The sequence below is a fragment of the Frankia sp. AiPs1 genome (assembly GCF_023716945.1).
Lineage (GTDB): Bacteria > Actinomycetota > Actinomycetes > Frankiales > Frankiaceae > Frankia.
The window spans coordinates 1-21,345 of the sequence record NZ_JAMQQF010000031.1; the positions used below are offsets into that span (position 1 = coordinate 1).

Here is a 21,345-nt window from a genome sequence, read left to right on the forward strand (position 1 = left end):
CGACCCGGCCCGCCACACCGAGAAGATCAGGAACGGGCCACACGCGGCCCACATAACCAAGATTCAGAACGGGCACTTAGAAGATGTTTGAGATCTCCGGGTGGTGACTGGCTGTGATATTCGGGGTGTGCGATGGGTGTGCGTTCGCGGGGAAAGGGCCTGACCGGGTGGTCGGGCGGGTGACGGTCAGGGGGTGCCGCGACGTCACCGTCACCGCTATCCGTCTGATCTGACCGATGCCCAGTGGGCGCTGATCGAGCCGCTGTTGCCGCCGGCGGCGTCGATCGGCCGCCGCGAGAAGCACGACCGCCGCGATCTCGTCGACGCGATTGGGTACGTCGTGCGCAACGGCTGCGCCTGGCGGGCGCTGCCGTCGGACTATCCGCCGTGGCAGACCGTCTACTACTACTTCGCCCGCTGGCACGATCAGGGCGTGACCGAACGTGTCCACGACGCGTTACGTGACCAGCTCCGCGTGCAGGAGGGACGTGACACCGAACCGACGGCAGGGATCATCGACTCCCAGTCGGTGAAGGGCGCCGACACCGTCCCGGCGGCCAGCCGCGGCTTCGACATGGGTAAGAAAATCAACGGCCGCAAGCGATTCCTCGTCGTTGACACCCTGGGACTGCTGCTGGGGCGTGCTGGTCGTTCCCGCGAGTACGCATGACACCGCCGGTGGGCGGCAGGTTCTTCTCGACAGCTACTTCGCCGGCCGCCGGTTACAGCTGGTGTTCGGTGACGGGATGTTCGCCGGGACGATCGTGGACTGGGCCGCCCGTCTGCTTGGGCTCCGGGTGCAGGTCGTGCGCCGGCCTGCGGGGCAGAAGGGCTTCGAGGTCCTGCCCCGCCGCCGGGTCGTCGAACGGACCCTGGCGTGGATCACCGGACACCGTCGTCACGCCCGGGACTACGAACGCCGCCCCGACCACGCCGAAGCCCTGATCCGCTGGGCGATGATCGGTGTCATGGCCCGGCGGATCGACCGGCGCGCACCCGCCCGACGGCCAGGACCCCGACCGCTACAGAGAATCATCTAACCGACGATCTCAAACACCTTCTTACGGGTATTCTTCACCGGCCACGAAGGCTGCGCGGTGGTCGTGAGCCCAGGCGCGGAACGCGCGGGCCGGGTGGCCGAGGATGCGTTCGACATCGTCGGTGAGGACTGCATTACCGCCGTCACGGACGAGCTGGTAGCCGTCGACAGCGGAGTCCGCGACGGATGGCTCGAATCCGGCGCTGACCAGCTGCTGGCGGACCGCATGTGGGGGCACCTCAACCGTCGTGATGGTTCGTCCGAGCTCGGCGGCGAGCTGGGCGACCTGGTCGGGAACGCTGAGAAGCTCGGGGCCGGTCAGGGTGTGGGCCGCGTCATCGTGCTCGTCGGTCAGCAGGGCCTCGACCGCGACCGCCGCCACGTCGCGGGGATCGACGACGCCCTGGGCGCCCGTTCCGGTCAGGTTGGGCACCGGGTTGCCGGCTCGAATCGCGTCGGACCAGGACAGCGTGTTGGAGGCGAACGAGCTGGGCCGCAGCGCGGACCAGGTCAGCCCGCTGGCGGCCAGCGCCTGTTCGCCGGCACGGTGCCTGAGCGAGGGCAGATCGGCGGCGTCATCGGCCTTCCCGCCGATGGCGGACAGCTTGACAACCTTCCGGACGCCGCCTGCACGGGCCGCCCGGATCATGGCCAGGTCGTGCTCGGCGACCGAGCCGGCGGCGCCGGGAGCGGTCAGCAGGAAGACGCTGTCGACACCGGCGACCGCGCGGTGGAGCGAGTCAGCGCGGTCGAAGTCGGCCTGCACGACATCGATCAGAGCGTCAGCAGGAAGACGAAGACGGGCCGGTTCTCGCGTCATCGCCCGAATCGGAGCGCCCCGGTCGACCAGGAGACGCAGAACCTCGCCGCCGACGGTGCCGGTCGCACCAGTAACCAAGATCATGGGATCATCGTGGCGGCGACGGACCGCGGTCGCTAGGAAATTCCGGCACGCCGGGTACCGATTACTGAGTACCGGGTACCGGACGGGTACCGGAGGTGGCCTGCGAGAAGCCCCGTCCTCGACGACTAATCTGAGGGCCGTGGTCATGGTGGACAGGCAGCTGCCCGTGGCTGAGGCTGCCCGCCCGTGGGTCGAGCGGGTGAGCGTCGCGACCTACTCCGGCGACGTCGACCCGCACCCGTGGATCTATGCTCCCGACCCGGCGACCACCATTGTGTGGCGGCGAACGGAGGACGGCTACGGCGTCCTGCGGGTCCTCGGGCCCCGCACTCGGGCCGCCTACCACCCGAGCAAGGACATCCCCCTGTGCATCAAGGTGCGGATCACCATCGGCTTCGTGCCGACGGTGCTCGGGATCGCGGCGTGCGACGTCGTCGACCGGGTCCTGCCCCTCCACGAGCTGTGGGGCAGGTCAGCCGACCAGCTCACCGACGATCTGGCGGGGATCGGCGACGATCCGGAGCGCGCCGCGGCGGTCCTGGTGGCAGCGCTGGACTCCCGCGTCCGAGAAGCCGGCCCAGCTGGGCCTTCGCGCGCCAACCTGGTTCAGGCCGCAGCCGTCGAGCTCTCGACCAGCGCCAGCGGCGCACCGGCAACTGTCAGCGGCGTAGCCCGCCAGGTCGGTGTCAGCGAGAGACAGCTGCGCAACCTTTTCGCGCAGACCGTCGGACTCCCGCCCAAGCAGGTCGCCCGTCTCAACCGGATTCGCGCGGTCCTCGACCGCACCGGTCGTCAGCCGTGGGCCCGCTTGGCCAGCGACGCCGGCTTCTACGACCAGTCCCATCTGACCGCGGATTTCCACCACATCATGGGCGTGACGCCGGGTCAGTTCGCCGCTGGGAAACTCCCCGTCGTTCCGTGCTGAAGACGGCGTTCCAGTAATGTTGGTCGGCTGTCTATCGGGAGGTCGGTCGTGCTGCTGGAGGAGCTCAAGCCGGGGCTGCGCGTTGCGGGGCTCATCCCCGCCGAGGTCATCACGGTCCTTGCCGCGCAATGGCACGGTTCCGACGCGCTCGAACTGACCTACAAGACCACCGCCGGCGGCCTCGGCCAGCAGGTCGTGTTCCGCCAGGACCAGGACAAGCTCAGCGTTGCCCAGACCGGCAGCCGAGCCTTTGACGCGGGCGCCAGCGACTTCAAGCTCGTGGCCGAGGCGCAGCGCATCTCGCTGGCCGGGCTCTTCGACCCGATGCTCGCCGTCGCCACCAGTGACGTGCAGCCTCTCCCGCACCAGATCCGCGCGGTGTACGGCGAGCTGCTCCCGCGCACCCCGCTGCGCTTCCTGCTCGCCGACGACCCCGGCGCAGGCAAGACCATCATGGCCGGCCTCTACATCAAGGAGCTGCTGCTGCGCGATGACGTGAGGCAGTGCCTCATCGTCGCGCCCGGCGGGCTCGTGGAGCAGTGGCAGGACGAGCTGTTCTTCAAGTTCGGCCTCCGCTTCGACCTGCTGACCAACCAGCTCATCGACTCCCAGGTCAACCTCAACGTCTTCGAGACCAATCCGCTCCTCATCGCGCGGATGGATCAGCTCTCCCGCAACGAGCACCTTCAGGCCCAGCTCAGCGAGACCGAATGGGATCTGATCGTCGTCGACGAGGCCCACCGGATGGGCGCCCACTACTTCGGCGGCAAGCTGCAGAAGACCAAGCGCTTCCAGCTCGGGGAGCTCCTTGGCCAGCTCACCCGCCACCTGCTGCTGATGACCGCGACCCCGCACTCGGGCAAGGAGGAGGATTTCCAGCTCTTCCTCACGCTGCTCGACCGGGACCGCTTCGAGGGCAGGCAGAAGAAGACCACGGACACCAGCGGGATCATGCGTCGGATGGTCAAGGAGGATCTGCTCACCTTCGAGGGCAAGAAGCTCTTTCCCGAGCGCGTCGCTGAGACCGTTCCCTACGAGCTGACCGCGTTGGAGCACGCCCTCTACGAGGACGTCACCCACTACGTCCGCGAGGGAATGAACCGGGCCGACCGGCTCGGTGGCAAGCGCAAGAACACCGTCGGCTTCGCCCTCACCGTTCTCCAGCGACGACTCGCCTCCAGCCCGGAGGCGATCTACAAGAGCCTCGTCCGCCGGTCCGAGCGCCTGGAGCGCAAGCGGCAGGAGATCCTCGACGGCACCTACCGCGAGCCGGAGCCGACAGTCGAGTTGAGTGCGATCGACTCCGACGAGTTCAACGCCGAGGAGATCGAACAGCTGGAGGAGGACCTGCTCGACGCCGCCACCGCCGCGCAGACGGTGGCGGAACTCAACGCCGAGCTGGCCGAGCTGGCCGAGCTGGCCAAGACCGCCAAGCGCGTCCGCGACGCCGGCACCGACCGCAAGTGGACCGAGCTGTCGACCATTCTCCAGGACCACGCGCTGACCACCGACGCGAACGGCTGCCCGCGGAAGTTCATTATCTTCACCGAGCACCGCGACACCCTCGACTACCTCCGGGCCAAGATCGGATCGCTGCTCGGCAAGCCTGACGCGGTCAGGGCCATTCACGGCGGCGTGCGCCGCGGCGAGCGTCGCCAGATCACCGAGGAGTTCACCAAGAACCGCGACGTTCAGATCCTGCTGGCCACCGATGCGGCCGGCGAGGGCCTGAACCTTCAGGCCGCTCATCTGATGGTCAACTACGACCTGCCGTGGAACCCCAACCGCATCGAGCAGCGCTTCGGCCGCATCCACCGCATCGGCCAGGGGGAGGTCTGCCGGCTGTGGAACCTCGTGGCCGCCAACACTCGGGAGGGCGAGGTCTTCACCCGCCTGCTGGCGAAGCTCGACCAGATGCGCCTGGACTACGGCGGCAAGGTCTTCGACGTCCTCGGCGAAGCCTTCACCGAGACCCCGCTGCGCACCCTCCTGCTCGACGCCATCCAGTACGGCGAGCGTCCCGAGGTGAAGGCGAAGATGCACGAGGTCATCGACGCCAGCGTCGGCGACGGTCTCAAGGAACTACTCGACGAGCGGGCGCTCGCGTCCGAGCACCTCGCCGAGGCCGACCTGCGGCGGCTGCGCGCGGCGATGGACGCCGCCCGCGCCCGCCGGCTCCAGCCGCACTACATCGAGCTGGCCTTCAAGGCGGCCTTCTCCCGCCTCGGTGGTCGGATCGCCCGGCGTGAGCAGGGCCGCTACGAGATCGCGAACGTGCCCCAGCACCTGCGCTCGGCCGGCAGGGGGCCGATCGCGACGAAGTACGACCGCGCCACCTTCGACCTCGCCCACGTCCAGCCCGACGGACTCGCGCGGGCCGACCTGCTCGCGCCCGGCCACCCGCTCCACGACGCGGTCATCAACGAGACCGTGCGGCAGTTCGGCGGGGCGCTGAACCGCGGCACCGTGCTCGTGTCCTCGACCCTCGACGAGCCGCACCTGCTCGTGGGCGTCATCGAGGAGGTCGCCGACGCCACCGGCGAGTCCGTGGCGCGCCGGTTCGGCTACGCCTACGTCGACAGCCACGGCACGGTCAGCCCCGCAGGTCCCGCGCCGTACCTGGACTGCGTCGCGGCTCCCGCCGGCCCGGCGACCGACGCCGCCCGCGCCCTCGCGTGGCTGGCCGAGGGGGAGGACAGGGCCACGAGCTGGATCATCGCCAACCGGCTCCCCGAGTACCTCGCCGAGGTCCAGCCCCCCCGGCTGGCGGAGCTGACGAAGGCCCGTGACCTGGTCACGAGGCGCCTCACCGCGGAGAGCGAACGGCTGCTGTTCGAGGCGGCGATCGCCGCGGAGAACGAGCAGAAGGGCGAGAAGCCCAAGGAGTCCCCGGCGAGCCTCAACCGCAAGGCGGTCGAGCTCGACACCCGGCTTCGCCGGCGCCTGGCGCTGCTCGACCAGCAGCAGCTCATGTCCACCAAGCCGCCCCGCCTCGTCACCGCCGCCCTCGTGCTGCCCGTCAGCCTGTTCGAGGACGACCTGCCGCCGTCCGCGCCGATGCACGCCAAGGCGACGAAGGAGGTCGAGCGTCGCGGTGTCGACCTCGTCCTGACGCGCGAGCGAGAACTCGGCCGCCGGCCCGTCGAGCAGGCGTTCACCAACCCCGGCTTCGACATCCTGTCGACCGATGCCGATGGCGACACCTACCGCATCGAGGTCAAGGCTCGCCTCGACGGTGCCACCGACTTCTTCGTCACCCACAACGAGGTGATGACCAGCAAGAACGCCGCCCCGCGCTACCGGCTCGCCCTCGTCCGCGTCGACCCTCGCGGGCCGCAGCACGACGAGGTCCGCTACCTCGACGCCCCCTTCGCCACCACCGACCTCGGCGACTTCGACGCCACCGGCCTGCGCGGCAACTGGGCCAAGACCTGGGCCAAGGGAAGGGCGCCGTTCTAATGACTGGGGCCACCGCTGCGACTCTCGTCGCCGTCTTGGCTAATCCACCCCTGACTGACGGTAAGCGCACGTTGGGCCGCGTGGCGTTGGCAGCTGAACTGCTCGGCTTCGCCGAGGTCCAGGTCGCGAACCTGTTCTCGCTGCCTTCACTGGCAACAGGGGCCATCGACGAGCTCGGTGCGACCGCTACCGGCTGGCTAGCGGCAAGACCCTCCCTCGAGACAGCGCTCGCAGGGGCAGATGGTGTGTTGCTCGCCTACGGAGCAACCTCTCCGTCCGGTCCGGCACGTACTCACTTCCGTGAGCAGGTCGAATGGCTCCGAACTCACCTCGATCGGCTGGCTTTACCAGGGTGGCAGGTTGGCGACGGTCCGCGGCATCCGTCTCGGTGGCAACGGTGGACCAGCCGAGAGCATCCTGAGGCCCCGTTCATCGAGGCGGTGCGACGCAGTCTCGTCCTGGTTCACTGGACCGTGCTGGAGGATGGCGGCGTAGCACCGCCATCCTCCAGCACGCGTAGGGAGTCGAGTGTGTTGGCCGGCTAGAGATGATCTGTACGAGCACCAACGCGCGGAACAGCTTGTCGTGGCTGGTCGCGGCACCGAACCCCAGCATGTTGTAACCGTGGGACAGCGTGTCCAGCAGGTGCGCATCCGCGACGACGTGATCGGTAACGCGGCGCCGGAGTTCGCCGACGTGGGCCAAGGGCCGGGCACCGTTCTGACGGCTTGTCGCAACCCTCGCCCACTGGGGCAGGGGCCGGCTCTCTTCCGAGCCAGGGCCGGCACTACCTGAAGGCTTGCGGCTCGCCCACGGAGCAACGCAGCCACGCGCCCCATCGCGTGCCTGGTCGACATCGTCAAGGTCTATGCACATTGTGATGGTTTAACCGCTAGATTCGATCCTTCAGGTCACGGTGCGGAGGCGACCATCTGGTCTCTGCATCGAGGGCTCGCGAGGGTCGGGGGGCAGTAGGTGCAGAAGCGGAAGTTGATCGAGGTGGCGCTGCCACTGGAGGCGATCAACCGAGAGTCGGCCCGGGAGAAGTCCATCCGGCACGGACATCCCTCCACGCTGCACCTGTGGTGGGCGCGACGGCCGCTCGCAGCAGCCCGAGCCGTCTTGTTCGCCCAGCTCGTCGACGACCCGAGCGCACGGCCCGAGGAGTTCCCCACCGAGGAGCTGCAACGGAAGGAGCGCGATCGGCTGCATCGGCTTATCGAGCGGCTCGTGCTCTGGGAGAACGCCCGTGACAGTCAGGTACTCAAGGAGGCTCACGAGGAGATCCTCAAGTCCACGAACGGCAACCCGCCACCGATCCTGGACCCCTTCGCCGGCGGGGGAACCATCCCACTGGAGGCCCAGCGCCTCGGCTTGGAGGCCCACGCCTCCGACCTCAACCCGGTCGCCGTTCTCATCAACAAGGCGCTCATCGAGATCCCGCCCAAGTTCCGCGACCAGCCGCCGATTTTCCCCGACCTGGCGGACTCCGAGATCCGCCTCTGGAAAAATACGGAGGGCTTGGCCGCTGACGTACGCGCCTACGGCACCTGGATACGCGACGAAGCTGAGAAGCGCATCGGCCACCTCTACCCCAAGGTCACCCGCGCCGACGGCACCCAGGCCACGGCCATCGCCTGGATCTGGGCCCGTACTGTCATCTGCCCCAACCCCGCCTGTGGTATAGAGATGCCTTTGGTCCGCTCCTGGTGGCTAGGCAAGAAGAAGGGCAAGGAGGCGTACGTCGTCCCCCAGGTCGTCCCCGACCCCACCCATCCCTCGGGGCTGCGGGTCGCGTTTACCGTTGGGCACGACGAGGCTGGCACGCCGATCAATAATAATGACGGGACTGTCGCCGGTCGTGTCGGTGCCGTTTGCGTTGCATGTGACAGCGCGGCAAGCAAAGCCTATATCAAGGCGGAGGGCCACGCTGGTCGCATGGGCGCCCGGCTGATGGCTATCACGATAGAAGGCCACAGGCAGCGAGTATATGTCGCTCCGACAGTCGAACATGAGGCGGCCGCTGATGTTGCGCGGCCTCACGATGTGCCAAGCGGGGTGCTTTCAACCAACTCGCAGTACATGGGTGCGCCTCTTTACGGGATGACCACCACGGCCAGTCTGTTCACCAATCGCCAGCTCACCACTCTGACCACCTTTAGCGACCTAGTCGCCGACGCCCGTGAACGGATCGTCGCCGACGGCGGCACCGAGGCGTACGCCGACGCCGTCACTACCTACCTCGGTTTCTCTGTGAGTAAAGCGCTCGCACGAAACAATACCATGTGCGGTTGGGAATCTGGAATGGACCGGCTGCGCGGTTCGTTTCAACGCCAGGCCATTCCCATGACCTGGGACTTTGCGGAGGCCAACCCACTTACGGCTGCGGGCGGCGGACTGACTGCCGTAGTGCAGTCCGAGGTTGAGGTGCTTGAGCAACTCATCGGGGCAGAGCAAGGATTCGTGACTCAGGCGGACGCTGCGTCCCGGTCGTACAAGCACGTGATCAGCACCGATCCGCCGTACTATGATAACGTCCCATACGCCGACCTCTCGGACTTCTTCTATGTCTGGCTTCGCCGAAGCCTTCGGGGAATCTATCCGGGCCTGTTCGGAACCATGCTCGTTCCCAAGGTTGAGGAACTCGTCGCAAACCCTCAGCGTCAGAACGGTAAGAAGGAAGCTGAAAAATTCTTCGAGGACGGGTTCAGATCAGTCTTCTCGCGGGTACGAGAGACAGTGTACGAAGACTATCCAATCGTCGTCTTTTACGCCTTCAAGCAGTCTGACAGTGACGAGATTGGAGACGCGTCGACTGGCTGGGAGACTCTGCTCGAAGGAATGATCCGTAGCGGTTGGGCGATCACTGCGACCTGGCCAAACCGGAGCGAGTTGAGTAACCGCATACGTGGCCAAGGTTCGAACGCGCTGGCTTCTTCGATTGTACTGTCGCTGCGTCCCCGTCCCGAGAAAGCGCCGACGACGGACCGGCGTGGGTTCATCGCGGCATTGGAGGCCGAGTTGCCCGACGCGCTGCGGAAGTTGCAGCAGGGGCAGATCGCGCCGGTGGACCTGCCGCAGGCGGCGATCGGGCCGGGGATGGCTGTGTTTAGCCGGTACAGCGCAGTGCTTGAGCCTGACGGAAAGAAGATGACTGTTCGCTCCGCACTCGCCCGGATCAACGAGATACTTGACCAGGTGCTCAATGAACAGGAGGGCGACTTCGACCCCACCTCCCGGTTCGCGATCGCGTGGTACCGGCAGCACGGCTACGGCGTCGGCAAGTTCGGTGACGCTGACAACCTCGCGCGGGCCCGGAACACCAGCGTCGACGTGATGGACCGGGAGGCGATCCTCACTAGCCGGGCAGGCAATGTGCAGCTCATCAAGCCGGCCGATCTGTCGTGGGACTACGACGTGCTGAAGGACAGCCACCCCAGCAACTGGGAGGTCCTCCATCATCTGATCAGAGTGTTGGAGAGCGACGGCATTGCTCCGGCGGGCGACTTCCTCCAGGCGGCGTTGAGTCGCTCGGACGGCGCTGTCGAGGCGGACCTCATCAAGGAGCTCGCGCACCTGCTCTTCCGCATCGCGGAGGCAAACGGCTGGACGAAGGATGCGCTGAGCTTCAACAGCCTCGTGACGAGCTGGCCGGAGATTCTGGAGGCCGCACGCACGCAGAAGAGGCCCACGAAGACGCAGGGCGCGATCGACTTCGACGAGGACGAGTGACATGGCGCTGAGCAACCGCGACCGCATCGACCAGATGTTCCAGATCCTTGCCCCGGCTCTGGACGACTTCATCTCGTCGGTGATCGGCCAGGCCGATCCGGCGCTCGGGGCTGAGTGGACGAAGCTGGTCCAGGCGAAGGACCTCAAGAACGGTGGCTCGGCGGCCAAGACCTATGACCCGCTCGACCCGCAGGTTCAGTTCCGGTTGCTCACCGAAGGCAAGATCACCAGCGGCTACAGGCCGGGCTGGTATCCGTTCAACCAGACTGTCGGGCGGGCCGGCGAGACCTTCGCCAGCGAGCTTCGCGACGTGCGCAACACCTGGGCGCACAACGGTTCGTTCACCGACGACGACGCCTACCGCGCCCTCGACACAGGCGAACGCCTACTCAAGCTCATCGGCGCCAATGCCGAGTCCGAGGAAGTCCGCGGCATCCGGCACAACCTGCGGCGAGTGACCGCGGACAAGGATGACAAGAGGGTTCTCAAGGCCGCGGTCGCCAACCCCGAGGCCGCCGGACTCAAGCCGTGGCGGGAAGTGCTCCTGCCCCACGACGACGTGGCCACCGGCAACTTCCACGCCTCCGAGTTCGCGGCCGACCTCTACAAGGTCGCCACCGGCGGCGAGTCCGACAACGACTATGCAGACCCGGTCGAGTTCTTCCGGCGCACCTACCTCACCGAGGGCCTGCGCGACCTGGTCGGCCGCGCCGTGCGGCGACTCTCGGGTGACGACAATGTCTCGCCGGTAATCAACCTGCAGACCAACTTCGGCGGCGGCAAGACCCACTCGATGCTGTCGTTGTGGCACGTGGCCGCCGGACTTCCCGTGGGCAAGTTCCCACAGGAGACCCAGGAGCTGCTCACCGCCAACGGCTACGCCGGTACCAAGGTGAACCGGGTCGCGATCGTGGGCAACCACCTCAGCCCGTCCGGTGCCACCAAGGACGACGGCACCCGCGTCAACACGATCTGGGGTGAGCTGGCCTGGCAGCTTGGCGGTGCCGAGGGTTACGCCATCGTCGCCACCGCGGACAGCAACCGCACCCACCCCGGTGACGCGCTGCACACGCTGCTGGCGAAGTACGCGCCTGCCGTCATCCTGATCGACGAGTGGGTCGCCTACGCCCGCTCCCTCGTCGGCCGCGACGACCTCGCGGGCGGCACGTTCGACGACCAGTTCACTTTCGCCCAGTCGCTGACCGAGACCGCCAAGGGCACCACGGGCGTCCTGCTCGCGATCTCGATTCCCGCCTCGGAGAACGGGGTGGACGCCGAGATCGTGGTCGGCAGCGCCGAGGAGGTCGGCGGCGCCAACGGTCTCGAAGCCCTCAAGCGGCTCCAGAATGTCGTGCGACGGGTGGCCGACCAGTGGCGCCCGGCGTCGCCGACCGAGGCCTACAACATTGTCCGGCAGCGGCTGTTCAAGCAGCCCGACGCCGCCGCGCTCGCCGCGATCGGGGCGACGGCCAAGGCGTACGTGGAGCTGTACCGCAAGTACACCGACGACTTCCCGCGCGAGGCGCGCGACCCGGCGTATGAGTATCGCCTCCGGCAGACCTACCCGATCCACCCGGAGCTGTTCGACACCCTCTACGAGGAATGGTCCTCGCTGGAGCGTTTCCAGCGCACCCGGGGTGTGCTGCGGCTGATGAGCACGGTGATCCACGCGCTCTGGACGGGTGAGGACGCCTCGCCGATGATCATGCCGGGATCGATCCCGCTCGCGACCGCGAACGTGAACGCCGAGCTGACGCAGTACCTCCAGGACTCCTGGAAGACGATTATCGACGCCGACGTCGACGGCCCGAACTCCGAACCGGCGCGCATCGACACGGCGAAGCCGCTGTTCGGCCAGCGGGCGCTGACCAGGCGACTCGCCCGCACGGTGTTCTTCGGTGCCGCCCCGACCGTCGCCCCCGGCTCGGTGCACAAGGGCATCGGCACCCAGCGGGTGTTCCTCGGCACCGCGATCCCCGGCGACGTCCCGGGTAACTTCCACGCCGCGCTGACCCAGCTCGGTGACCGGGCGACGTACTTCTACTCCGGGTCCGGCAAGTACTGGTATGACCTCCAGGCCAACATTACCCGCACCGCCAAGGACCAGGCCGAGCGCCTCCACAAGGAAGACGTGTGGAAGGAGATCGTCACCCGGTTGCTCGGCCAGGGCCGGCTGAAGGGTGACTTCGCCGGCGTCCACGTCTGCCCGGAGACCAACGCCGACATCCCCGACACCGCTGAGGCGCGCCTCGTCATCCTGCACCCGAAGGTCGCCCACAAGCGGGGCACCGAGTCGGTCGCCAAGGAGTTCGCGCAGAAGGCGACCGAGCGTCGCGGCAGCGCCAACCGGACCAACCGGAACATGCTCGTCTACCTCGCCCCCGACGAGGCCCGGCTGGAGGAGCTCGACACCGCTACCCGCGACTACCTCGGCTGGAAGCACGTTCTCGACAACGAGGCCGACCTCGACCTGACCCAGAACCAGAAGAACCAGGCCACCCAGCGCCAGAACCAGGCCGACCAGACCGTCACCGCCAGGCTCCTGCAGACCTTCACCTGGGCGCTCGTCCCGGCCCAGCCGCAGCCGGGCGCGCCGTTCCTCCTTCGCGAGACCAAAGTCGAAGGACAGGCCACCTCGCTCGCCGAGCGGGTCTCCCGCCGCCTCGGCAACGACGGCGACCTCTCGACGCGGCAGGCCGCGGCGACGATCCGGCTGGCGATCAGCAAGGTTCCGCAGATCTGGAAGGACGGCCACGTCTCGCTCGGCGTCCTGTGGGGGCTCTACAGCCAGTACCCCTACATGCCGCGCCTGCGCGACCGGACGGTGCTCAACGCGGGCGTCATCGACATGCCGCTGCACTGGCAGATCGACGCCTTTGCCCTCGCCGCCGGCTATGACGACGCGGCCGGCCGCTACATTGGACTGTGGCTGCCCGGCGAGGACAAGAACGCCGCGCCGGCGGCCACCGACTCGCTGCTGCTGGTGCGTCCCGATGTTGCCGTCCAGCAGCGCGCCACCGAAGTCCCGACGCCGGACCCGGTGAAACTTCCGGACGAGAACGACAAGACCGACGAGACCGATGAGAAGAAGACCTTCAAGCCAGACCCTGACCATCGCGGCGTCCACCATCGCGAGCCCAAGACGCGGTTCTACGGGGTGAAGACCCTGAACTCCGACAAGATCGCCCTCGACTTCAAGAACGTCGCCGAAGAGATCATCGCCAACCTCCGCCAGGACGGCATCAACCTCGTCGTGAAGATCGAGATCGAAGCCACGAAGACCACCGGCTTCGAGGAAGGGCAGGTACGCACCGTCTCCGAGAATGCCGGAACCCTGAAGTTCGACCAGTCAGGCTTCGAGGAGACCTGAACGGCCCACCGGCGGGTACCAGAGGTCAGGTCACCTGGTCAGGCCGCGGACGAACGCCCGGTGGTCAGCTCGGGAAACGGGGTCTCCCACCGGCTACGGACCTGCGGCGGCAGGACCAGGTCAGGCCAAAGCCGGACCAGCGTGCGCCCGTCCAGCCAGTGGGACAGATCCGCCGTCCTGGACGCCTCCCGCAGCATGGTTTCGTACATCCGTGCCAGCCGGCGGGGATTTTTCAGGTCGTACTGAGTCGAACCCGACCAGTCCAACCACCGGTCCAGAACCACCACACCCGCGGTCGGACCCTGGAGCTGATCCAAGGAGTCCGCAACCGCGTAGGGACGCACGTCGACGTACCGCGAACCCGGGGCGGCCTGTCGGACGGCCCACCTGCCATCTGCGACTCCACCTCCAGGACTGACCGCCCTCGGCAAATGACACGAAGAAGTCGGGAGCGTCCTCTTCGCTCCCGACGGTCACCGGATAACGATCCCAGCGTCACTGATGCGACCGGCGATCTCCGGACGGTCCGGCGGACGCTACGCCCGGGTCAGAGGCACGGCGAGCTCAGGCGGGTACAAGCGGTCGGAGGTGATCGGCGGAGGTCGGGCAGGGCGGCAGCGCCGCGGACTGGCGGATCCACGGTGGCGGCCGGGTCGGCAAGCAGATGCTGATGCCGGTTGTCAGGCGATGTGGAGATGAATGTTGCCGATGCGGGCGACGATGTCGAGGTGGCCGCCGAGGCCGGTGATGTAGGTGCGTAGAACGTCCAGCCCGGTGGCGGTGCCGTTCTCGATCTGGCTGATCCTGGCCTGGGTGAGGCCGGTGGCTTCGGCGAGCTGGGCCTGGGTGAGGCCGAGTTGGTTGCGGATCTCGGCGAGTTGCGCGCCGCTGACGGAGGCGAGCATCTGGCTTCGCATCTCAGCGCGGCGGGCTGTCCGCGCGGCGCTGTCCCACTCGGGATCGGTCGCGCGGGCGCGGGCCTTGACATCACGCCAGTTCGACGGTGTGGTCATGATCCCTCCTGTTCCTTCAAGATCCTCAGATGTTCGCTGAATCTTTCGTCTGCGAGCGGCACTGCGGTCTGGTACCAGGTGCGCCAAGCGCTGGACTTGTCGCCCGCGACGAGGAAGACCGCTTCCCGGCGCGGGTCGAAGGCGAAAATCAGCCGACCAGGTCCGCACTGACCGAGTCCGTGCGGCACAGGTCGAGGAACCATTGCTCGACCTCGGGGTGCAGCACGATCTCCCACATGAGCTCAGTATAAGCCAGACTTATTTCGAGCCCGCTTCGCCGAGCTGCCGGAGATGCGACGAGCTGTCATCCCCTCAGGGACATCTTCTGGGTCGTCAGGGCGCGCTGCGGTTCCGCGGAACCTGCATGACCATGTCAAGCGGTCGTGGTCGTGGTCGTGGGATGGTGCGGTGGGAGGACCGGTCCGAGGTCACCGGCGGCGCTTCGGTGGTGTCCGGGGTCGAGCGGGTCCCTGGGGGCGATCGCGGAGCGTGGCGACCGATCAGACTCGCCAACCCCGTAAAACCCCAGGCAACAGCTTGATCAACTTAGGCTAGGTGGCATCGGGATTGAGGTGGTGACATCGAGACCTTCGCCTGCGATGAGTGCGGGGAGCGGAAGACGGGGCGGCCGACGGAGACGGTGACTGGCCGTCGAATCTGCCAGCAAGCGAGCCGACGTGCGTGGTTCTCCGTTATGCGCTGCCTCGCCCCTGCCTCAATGTCTGAGTGACACCGTCCAGGCGCCGTACTCGCGGGCCACATCGGTGATCGTCAGGGTGCCCGACGGTGCCGGGCTGTGTGTGTTCAGGGCCTGATGGCGCGGGGCGATGAGCATGTCCTCGAGGGCGGAGCCGATGCTGTGGCCGTCGAGGTGCTGTTCGGCAGTGAGCTCGACGAGGAGGCGGGCGCGGGCGCGCGGGCCGAGGGTGAGATCGATGCCCAGTTCGGTGCGCAGACGGGCGATGAGCCGGCCGACGAGCAGATCGACGGTCTGCTCGATGTTGGTGCGGTTAATGTGATTCGGCACCACACAATTGTTGTCGGCATAGCCCGCTGCAGCCCGTCGCCTCGTCGACATGCCGAAAATCACCCTCCCAGCCTGCTCCCCGGACGGTCGCACCCTCGCCAGCGGCGGCCAGGACAGCACCGTCCGGATCTGGCTCCTCGGCCTGAGCGCCCCGGGTCCGCCCGTTGGCCGCTGTGTCGGTCAGTGCTGTGTTGGTCAGTGCTGTGTCGGTCAGCGCTGTGTTGGTCAGCGCTGTGTCATCGATCGGTGTCGTCCGCTGCCTCCTGTTCCATGACGGCCCGGTCGGCGTGGAAGATCTCCGCAAAGCTCGGGAAGCGTTCCAGGCTGCCGTACTTCGGCGTGAAATCCCAGGCGACCCATTCGCCGTCCGGGCCGGCATCGGCCGGATCGAGCAGCCAGAAGTCCTCGCCGCTCGCGATCACCAGCGATCGACGGAAGAGCGACAGCATGTCGCTGTCGTCCTCGTCGTCGTTACGCGGCTCCCCATATAGGTCGATGAAACCGACGCCGTCCGGTGTGTCGCGGAACCATGCGACGTCTGCGCTCGCGTGCAGCTCGTCGACCCACCCGGCGAGGTTGGGCCATCCGTCGCTTGTCGCCAGAAAGCTGCGGAAGGTCGGCGGGAAACGGACCGCCAGGCGTTGCTCGGCCGCCACCACCGTCTGCTCGGCCGCCGGCTCGTGACCCGCCCAACGATGCTGGATCTGCTCGTCGGAGAGCTCGCCTGGAGCGGCCGTGCGTAGACACATCTCGCTGTACTCGCGCAGATAATCGCGCCACTGCTCGGGGGTCGTCAGCACGGGTGCGGCCAGGGGCGCGTCGCCGTCGGCGAGATTCGACATGAATCCGGCTTCCTTGTCGGGAACGTCAGTATTCTGCCATTCGACAAGCTATCACGGGCCGATGTTCGCCCCGGACGAGCGCAATTTTGTTTCCCGCAGAATGGACCTGCCGCAACGAAAGTTCGTTCACGGATCCTGGCTTTGTCCGAAGATTTCGGTGAGGGCGCGGGACACCGTCGGGATCCTGCGGATGACCGCAGGTGAGAACCCCGACCGCCCCGACCTCGCCGCGCTCGTGGGCGACCTGGCCGTGCGCAGCGAGACGTTCCGTCGGCTGTGGGCCGAATACCACGTCCATGAGAAGGCCAGCGGACTCATGCTGCTGCGCCACCCCGAGCTCGGCGATATCGACCTCGGCTACGTCACCGGGACGACGCCCGCGTCGCGTGACCAGATGTTCGTCACTTACACGCCCGAACCCGGATTGCCCTCGGCCCGGGTGCTCGACCTCCTCGGATCGATGATCGTCACCCGCCGCGCGGCGGCCGGCACCGACCCAGGCGCGGGCGGAAGGCGAGGCATGAGGGCTGCGGCTCGTCGCGGCCCGGTCGAATCACTGCCATCGTCGACTCCTCGGGTCAGGCCCCGTCCTCGGGTCAGGTCCAGTCCTCGGCCCAGGCCCAGGGTCGGGTCCAGTTTCTCGGGACCCGGGTTACGGGCCGGTGTGGGTGAACGGGGTCCACGCCCCGGGTTCCAGGCGATGATCGTCCCGCAGTCCGCGCACGGCACCGTGCAGGGCGCCCGCGGCGAGGTCGGGACGCCGTCCACGGTCATCGCGGCGTAGACCGCCCGGAACAGACTCGTGGTCTCGGCGCTGTCGACCGACCACAGGGTGCCCACGACGTGGCGGCAGCCCACGTGGTGCAGCGCCGACGCGAGCGTGATCGCCTCGTCGGCCAGGTGGACGCCTCCGGTCGCCGTCTGGCACGCGGCCAGGGCGGCGAACGCGCCGATGTACCGATGCCGCCCGACGTCGGCGACGGTGAGGATCCCGTCGTGCAGCGCCAGGCCGCCGGCGGCCGGGTCGGCCAGGTCCTGGGTGCCGTGGCAGCTGACGTGCACCCAGCGATGCGATGGGCCGCCAGTTCCCGCTCGACGGCGGCCCGGGTCGCCGCCGCGCCCCGCAGCTCGGTCCGGTGCGCCTCGCCGAACCGGTCGGCCAGCATCACCAGCTCCTGCGCCGTGTCCGCCAGCGGCGGCTGGCCGGGCGTCTCCTCGAGCGCGACGGCCAACAGCCGCGCGGAGCCGTCCGGATTGATCGCGCCGTCCGGGATGATCGCGCCGTCCGGGGCGAGCGAGCGCGTGCACTCCGGCGGGACGCACGACCGGGGCGTCGCGTCGCCGATCACTGAGGTTCAGCCGCCGCGCCGATGTCGGTGTCCCGGTCGACGTCCGGACGGAACCAGCGGGCGGGCCCGCAGCGACCGGGCCAGCGCCACGAGCAGCTCCGGACGGTCCGGGTCGCCGGCCGGGGCCGCCGCCAGCGCGGCACGTCCCGCCGCGACGGCGGCGTCGATGTCGGCTGTCGACGTCCTCGCCGCAGTCGAACCCGGCATCGGCGGCATGGAAATCGTGGCATGGGAGCTGTCGCGCCATACCCGGCGACAGCGTGACCTGGGCTTGTTGGACCGTGATGCCCCCGGACGACCGGATTGGGTCGTAGGCTGAGTGAGTACTCAACCAGGTGTCGGGCCGGCAGTGGCCGGGCGCTGTGACGTGGGATCGGAGACGGCGATGAGCGGTCGGGTGGCGGGTAAGGTCGCGCTGGTGACGGGGGCCGCGCGCGGGCAGGGACGGGCGGACGCGCTGCGGCTTGCGGAGGAGGGTGCCGACGTGATCGTGGTCGACGTCTGTGCGCCCCTGCCGAGCGTCGACTACCTCTCCGCGACCCCGGAGGACCTGGCCGAGACGGTCTCGCTGATCGAGAAGACGGGGCGCCGCGTGGTGTCCGGGATCGTGGACGTCCGCGACCTGGCGGCGCTGCGGGCCATCGTCGATGACGGCGTGGCGCAGCTCGGTCGGCTTGACGTGGTCGTCGCCAACGCGGGGATCTGCATCCCGCGGGCGTGGGACAAGGTGACCCCGCAGATCTACGAGGACACCATCAGCACGAACATCACCGGGGTGTGGAACACGGTGATGGTCGGCGCGCCGCACCTGGTCCGGGCCGGCGGGGGCTCGATCATCCTGATCAGCTCGGCGGCGGGGCTGAAGGTGCAGCCGTTCATGGTGCCGTACACGACGAGCAAGTTCGCGGTGCGGGGCATGGCGAAGGCGTTCGCGGCGGAGCTGAGCCAGCACCACATCCGGGTCAACAGCGTGCACCCGACCGGGGTGAACACGCCGATGGGCACCGGCGCGATGCGCGAGCGCATCGACGAGGCGATCGCCGGCTACGACCGGCTCGGCCCGATGTTCATGAACCTGCTGCCGGTCGACGGCACCGAGCCGGAGGACGTCGCCGACACCGTGCTGTTCCTGGCCTCGGACGAGTCGAGGTTCATCACCGCCCACGAGATCGCCCCCGACGCCGGCAACACCGAGTTCTGAGGTCGAGGTCCGAGGTGGGGCGGGACGAGGGGAGCGCAGGCACGGGCCGGGCAACCACGCCGACCGCGGGACCGCCGACCGCGGGGGCGCGAAGCGCAGGACCGCGGGGGGAGCCGGAAGGCACCGCGCGGGAGCGCATCCTGGCCGCCGCGGAGGTGCTGTTCGCCGAGCACCGGTTCGACCGGACGTCCACCGCCCGGATCGCCGCGGCGGCGGGGGTGCCGCACGGGCTGATCTTCTACCACTTCAAGACGAAGATGGACCTGCTGCTCGCGGTCGTGCAGCGGGATCGGGTGACCACGCTCGGCGAGCTCGACCTGCCTGCGCCTGATCTGCCTGCGCCCGAGCGGGCGGATCCGGGCCGGGCGATCGCCGAGCTGTGGCGGCGTCTTACCGTCGTGCTCGGTCGACCGTCGCCGGTGCATCGCATCGTCCTGCAGGAACTGGCCGTCCACGAGGAGATCCGGCGGCGGGCGATGGAGAGCACCGACGCCGCCGCGACCGTGATCGCCGGCCGGCTCGCCCGGATCTTCGGGTGCGATGTTCCCACGCCCGAGCAGGTCGCCGCGGCCCAGCTCCTCACCTTCGCCGCGTCGATGGCCCCCCTGCTCGACCAGCCCGACCACACCCTCGTCAACCCGGACGCCCTCGCCGTCCTCCTCGCGCGGGGCCTGTCCACGCCGGACGCCTGAGCCGCCGCCGACCGATCCCCTCGGGTGGTGCGTTCAGGCGCGAGTGTCGGCGACGGCTGTGGGGTCGGCGACGTGGGTGTCGGTGACGCCGAGCAGGCCGAGCAGCCGGGCGCGAGCCTGCTCGAAGCGCGGGTCGCGGCGGTCGTCGAACAGCTCGCGGGTCTCGATCTCCTCGTCGAGGCGGCCGTCGCGCAGCACGATCACCCGGTCGGCGAGTTCGAGGGCCTCATCGACGTCGTGCGTCACCAGCAGCACGGCCGGCCGGTGCCGCTCGTGGAGCTGGCGGACCAGGGCGTGCATGTGGATGCGGGTCAGCGCATCGAGGGCGCCGAACGGCTCGTCGAGCAGCAGCAGTTCGGGCTCGCGGACCAGGGCCCGGGCGAGCGCGACGCGCTGCGCCTCGCCGCCGGACAGGGTCAGCGGCCAGGCCTGGGCATGGTCGGCGAGGCCGACCTCGGCCAGCGCCTGGGATGCCTCGGTGCGGCGGCGGGAGCGCGGCAGACCGAGGGAGACGTTCTGCCACACCCGGCGCCAGGGCAGCAGCCGCGGCTCCTGGAACACCACCGAACGCAGCGCCGGCACCTCGACGCTGCCCTCGCTGACCGGGTCGAGGCCGGCCAGGGTGCGCAGCAACGTCGTCTTGCCGCCGCCGCTGCGCCCGACCAGCGCCACGAACTCCGAGTCGGCGATGGTCAGGTCGAGCCGGTCGAGCACGACGTGCGAACCGAACGCGCGGCGCAGACCGCGCACCGTGACGGCGTCCACCCGCGTCACCTCCCGCGCCAGGCCAGCAGGCGCCGCTCGGCGATGCGCACGACCACGTCGGTGATCAGGCCGAGGGCGGCGTACACGACGACGACGACCATCAGGATCTTCGTCTGGAACAGTGACTGCGCGTTGTAGATGAGCAGGCCCAGGCCCTTCTGGGCGTTGATCTGCTCGGCGACGACGAGCGCGAGCCAGCTCAGCCCGAGCGAGTAGCGCACGCCGGTGAGGATGCTCGGCATCGCCCCGGGCAGGACGACGGTCGCGATCAGGCGCAGCCGGTTCAGGCCGAACTGGCGGCCCATCTCCAGCAGGCGCGGGTCGACCGTGCGCACCCCGGACATCGTGTTGATGTACATCGGCAGCGCCGTGCCGATCGTGATGATGAGGATCTTCGGGGTCTCGTCCACACCGAACCAGAGGATGAACAGCGGCAGGATCACCAGGAACGGGATCGTCCGCAGCATCTGCAGGGTGGCGTCGAGGGCCTCCTCGACCGGCCGCCACAGGCCGACCGCCACGCCCAGGGACAGGCCCACGGCGATGCCGATCGCCGCGCCCGTCAACGCCCGGCGCACCGACACCCACAGGTTCGACGGCAGCTGCCCGTTGTTCCACAGGGTGACGAACTCGTGGGCGACGTCCCACGGCGCGGGCAGCACCTCCGTCGACCACCAGCTCGACGAACTGCCGAGCTGCCACAGCCCGACGAGCAGGATCGGGACGATCGCCCGGCGGACCAGGCTGGGAACCCACAGCCGCCGGCGCCGATCCGCGCCGCCGGCGCTGAACGTCACCCGCCGCCCGCGCGCCGCCGCGGGCGAGCCCACGGCGGCACGCGGGACGGTGGCAGGCACGGCGTCGTTGGCAGGCACGGCGTCGTTGGCGGGCACGGCGTCGGCGGCAGGCACGGCGTCGGCGGTAGTCACGGTGTCGTTGGCAGGCACGGCGGCGGGTGGCGTCCCGGGTGCTGCGTCCTCGGGCTGCGTCACGGTCGCCACGGCACCCGGGTCTCCCATCGTCGACT

General features: G+C 68.5%; 16 protein-coding genes and 2 pseudogenes. 8 read left to right on the top strand and 10 right to left on the bottom strand.

Annotation, left to right across the window (positions count from 1 at the left end; genetic code table 11):
- Window positions 1-193 precede the first annotated feature (193 nt).
- Window positions 194-1,040 (top strand): annotated as a pseudogene (locus tag ND748_RS05980) (IS5 family transposase).
- Window positions 1,041-1,061: 21 nt separating this feature from the next.
- Here the strand turns inward: ND748_RS05980 and ND748_RS05985 are convergent.
- Window positions 1,062-1,943 (bottom strand): NAD(P)H-binding protein, encoded by an 882-nt coding sequence (locus ND748_RS05985; protein WP_251744661.1) that lies wholly within the window; start codon window positions 1,941-1,943, stop codon window positions 1,062-1,064.
- A gap of 145 nt (window positions 1,944-2,088) precedes the next feature.
- Between ND748_RS05985 and ND748_RS05990 the strand changes: the two genes are divergently transcribed.
- From ND748_RS05990 to ND748_RS06005, 4 genes are all read left to right on the top strand, one after another.
- Window positions 2,089-2,868 carry an AraC family transcriptional regulator gene (locus tag ND748_RS05990; protein ID WP_251744662.1) on the top strand — a complete coding sequence of 260 codons (780 nt, stop codon included), beginning with the start codon at window positions 2,089-2,091 and terminating at the stop codon, window positions 2,866-2,868.
- Window positions 2,869-2,916: 48 nt separating this feature from the next.
- A complete protein-coding gene (locus tag ND748_RS05995) occupies window positions 2,917-6,327 on the top strand; it encodes a helicase-related protein (protein ID WP_251744663.1) in 3,411 nt (1,136 codons plus the stop codon).
- Window positions 6,328-7,302: 975 nt separating this feature from the next.
- Window positions 7,303-10,059, top strand: a complete 2,757-nt coding sequence (locus ND748_RS06000) for a DUF1156 domain-containing protein (protein WP_251744664.1) — start codon at window positions 7,303-7,305, stop codon at window positions 10,057-10,059.
- 1 nt (window position 10,060) lies between these two features.
- Window positions 10,061-13,429, top strand: a complete 3,369-nt coding sequence (locus ND748_RS06005) for a Swt1 family HEPN domain-containing protein (protein WP_251744665.1) — start codon at window positions 10,061-10,063, stop codon at window positions 13,427-13,429.
- 38 nt (window positions 13,430-13,467) lie between these two features.
- Here the strand turns inward: ND748_RS06005 and ND748_RS06010 are convergent, their stop codons facing one another.
- The 5 genes from ND748_RS06010 to ND748_RS06030 form a co-directional block, all read right to left on the bottom strand.
- Complete coding sequence (locus ND748_RS06010; RefSeq protein ID WP_251744666.1) at window positions 13,468-13,716, bottom strand: hypothetical protein; 249 nt, start codon at window positions 13,714-13,716, stop codon at window positions 13,468-13,470.
- 393 nt (window positions 13,717-14,109) lie between these two features.
- The gene (locus ND748_RS06015; RefSeq protein WP_251744667.1) at window positions 14,110-14,442 is read right to left on the bottom strand and encodes a helix-turn-helix transcriptional regulator; all 333 of its coding nucleotides are present in this window, start codon (window positions 14,440-14,442) and stop codon (window positions 14,110-14,112) included.
- Complete coding sequence (locus ND748_RS06020) at window positions 14,439-14,630, bottom strand: type II toxin-antitoxin system RelE/ParE family toxin (RefSeq protein ID WP_251744668.1); 192 nt, start codon at window positions 14,628-14,630, stop codon at window positions 14,439-14,441. The genes ND748_RS06015 and ND748_RS06020 overlap by 4 nt, the downstream gene beginning before the upstream one ends.
- A gap of 527 nt (window positions 14,631-15,157) precedes the next feature.
- Window positions 15,158-15,469 carry a hypothetical protein gene (locus ND748_RS06025; protein WP_251744669.1) on the bottom strand — a complete coding sequence of 104 codons (312 nt, stop codon included), beginning with the start codon at window positions 15,467-15,469 and terminating at the stop codon, window positions 15,158-15,160.
- A 236-nt stretch (window positions 15,470-15,705) separates the two neighbouring features.
- On the bottom strand, window positions 15,706-16,311 hold the full coding sequence (locus tag ND748_RS06030) for an SMI1/KNR4 family protein (RefSeq protein WP_251744670.1): 606 nt from the start codon (window positions 16,309-16,311) through the stop codon (window positions 15,706-15,708).
- A gap of 190 nt (window positions 16,312-16,501) precedes the next feature.
- On the opposite strand from ND748_RS06030, the pseudogene ND748_RS34505 reads away from it, so the two are divergent.
- Window positions 16,502-16,705, top strand: a pseudogene (locus ND748_RS34505) (XRE family transcriptional regulator); the annotation flags it as partial.
- An 11-nt stretch (window positions 16,706-16,716) separates the two neighbouring features.
- Here ND748_RS34505 and ND748_RS34510 read toward each other — a convergent pair.
- Together ND748_RS34510 and ND748_RS06045 are read right to left on the bottom strand one after the other, a co-directional pair.
- Window positions 16,717-17,373, bottom strand: a complete 657-nt coding sequence (locus ND748_RS34510; RefSeq protein WP_251744671.1) for a CHAT domain-containing protein — start codon at window positions 17,371-17,373, stop codon at window positions 16,717-16,719.
- Window positions 17,374-17,666: 293 nt separating this feature from the next.
- Entirely contained in the window at window positions 17,667-17,867 is a 201-nt protein-coding gene (locus tag ND748_RS06045; RefSeq protein ID WP_251744672.1) for a hypothetical protein, read from the bottom strand.
- Window positions 17,868-18,045: 178 nt separating this feature from the next.
- Between ND748_RS06045 and ND748_RS06050 the strand changes: the two genes are divergently transcribed.
- Together ND748_RS06050 and ND748_RS06055 are read left to right on the top strand one after the other, a co-directional pair.
- Window positions 18,046-18,861, top strand: a complete 816-nt coding sequence (locus tag ND748_RS06050; protein WP_251744673.1) for a mycofactocin-coupled SDR family oxidoreductase — start codon at window positions 18,046-18,048, stop codon at window positions 18,859-18,861.
- A 14-nt stretch (window positions 18,862-18,875) separates the two neighbouring features.
- The gene (locus ND748_RS06055) at window positions 18,876-19,553 is read left to right on the top strand and encodes a TetR/AcrR family transcriptional regulator (RefSeq protein ID WP_251744674.1); all 678 of its coding nucleotides are present in this window, start codon (window positions 18,876-18,878) and stop codon (window positions 19,551-19,553) included.
- A gap of 33 nt (window positions 19,554-19,586) precedes the next feature.
- Here ND748_RS06055 and ND748_RS06060 read toward each other — a convergent pair whose 3' ends face one another.
- Together ND748_RS06060 and ND748_RS06065 are read right to left on the bottom strand one after the other, a co-directional pair.
- A complete protein-coding gene (locus tag ND748_RS06060) occupies window positions 19,587-20,318 on the bottom strand; it encodes an ABC transporter ATP-binding protein (RefSeq protein ID WP_251744675.1) in 732 nt (243 codons plus the stop codon).
- Between the two features lie 5 nt (window positions 20,319-20,323).
- Window positions 20,324-21,337, bottom strand: a complete 1,014-nt coding sequence (locus ND748_RS06065; RefSeq protein WP_251744676.1) for an ABC transporter permease — start codon at window positions 21,335-21,337, stop codon at window positions 20,324-20,326.
- Window positions 21,338-21,345: the final 8 nt, after the last annotated feature.

What these genes read in the sequence shown, in the direction of transcription:
- ND748_RS06045 (WP_251744672.1), bottom strand. Translation starts at nt 17,867, where the DNA reads ATGCCGGGTTCGACTGCGGCGAGGACGTCGACAGCCGACATCGACGCC.
- ND748_RS05985 (WP_251744661.1), bottom strand. Translation starts at nt 1,943, where the DNA reads ATGATCTTGGTTACTGGTGCGACCGGCACCGTCGGCGGCGAGGTTCTG.
- ND748_RS06005 (WP_251744665.1), top strand. Translation starts at nt 10,061, where the DNA reads ATGGCGCTGAGCAACCGCGACCGCATCGACCAGATGTTCCAGATCCTT.
- ND748_RS06065 (WP_251744676.1), bottom strand. Translation starts at nt 21,337, where the DNA reads ATGGGAGACCCGGGTGCCGTGGCGACCGTGACGCAGCCCGAGGACGCA.
- ND748_RS06050 (WP_251744673.1), top strand. Translation starts at nt 18,046, where the DNA reads ATGAGCGGTCGGGTGGCGGGTAAGGTCGCGCTGGTGACGGGGGCCGCG.
- ND748_RS05990 (WP_251744662.1), top strand. Translation starts at nt 2,089, where the DNA reads ATGGTGGACAGGCAGCTGCCCGTGGCTGAGGCTGCCCGCCCGTGGGTC.
- ND748_RS06030 (WP_251744670.1), bottom strand. Translation starts at nt 16,311, where the DNA reads ATGTCGAATCTCGCCGACGGCGACGCGCCCCTGGCCGCACCCGTGCTG.
- ND748_RS06015 (WP_251744667.1), bottom strand. Translation starts at nt 14,442, where the DNA reads ATGACCACACCGTCGAACTGGCGTGATGTCAAGGCCCGCGCCCGCGCG.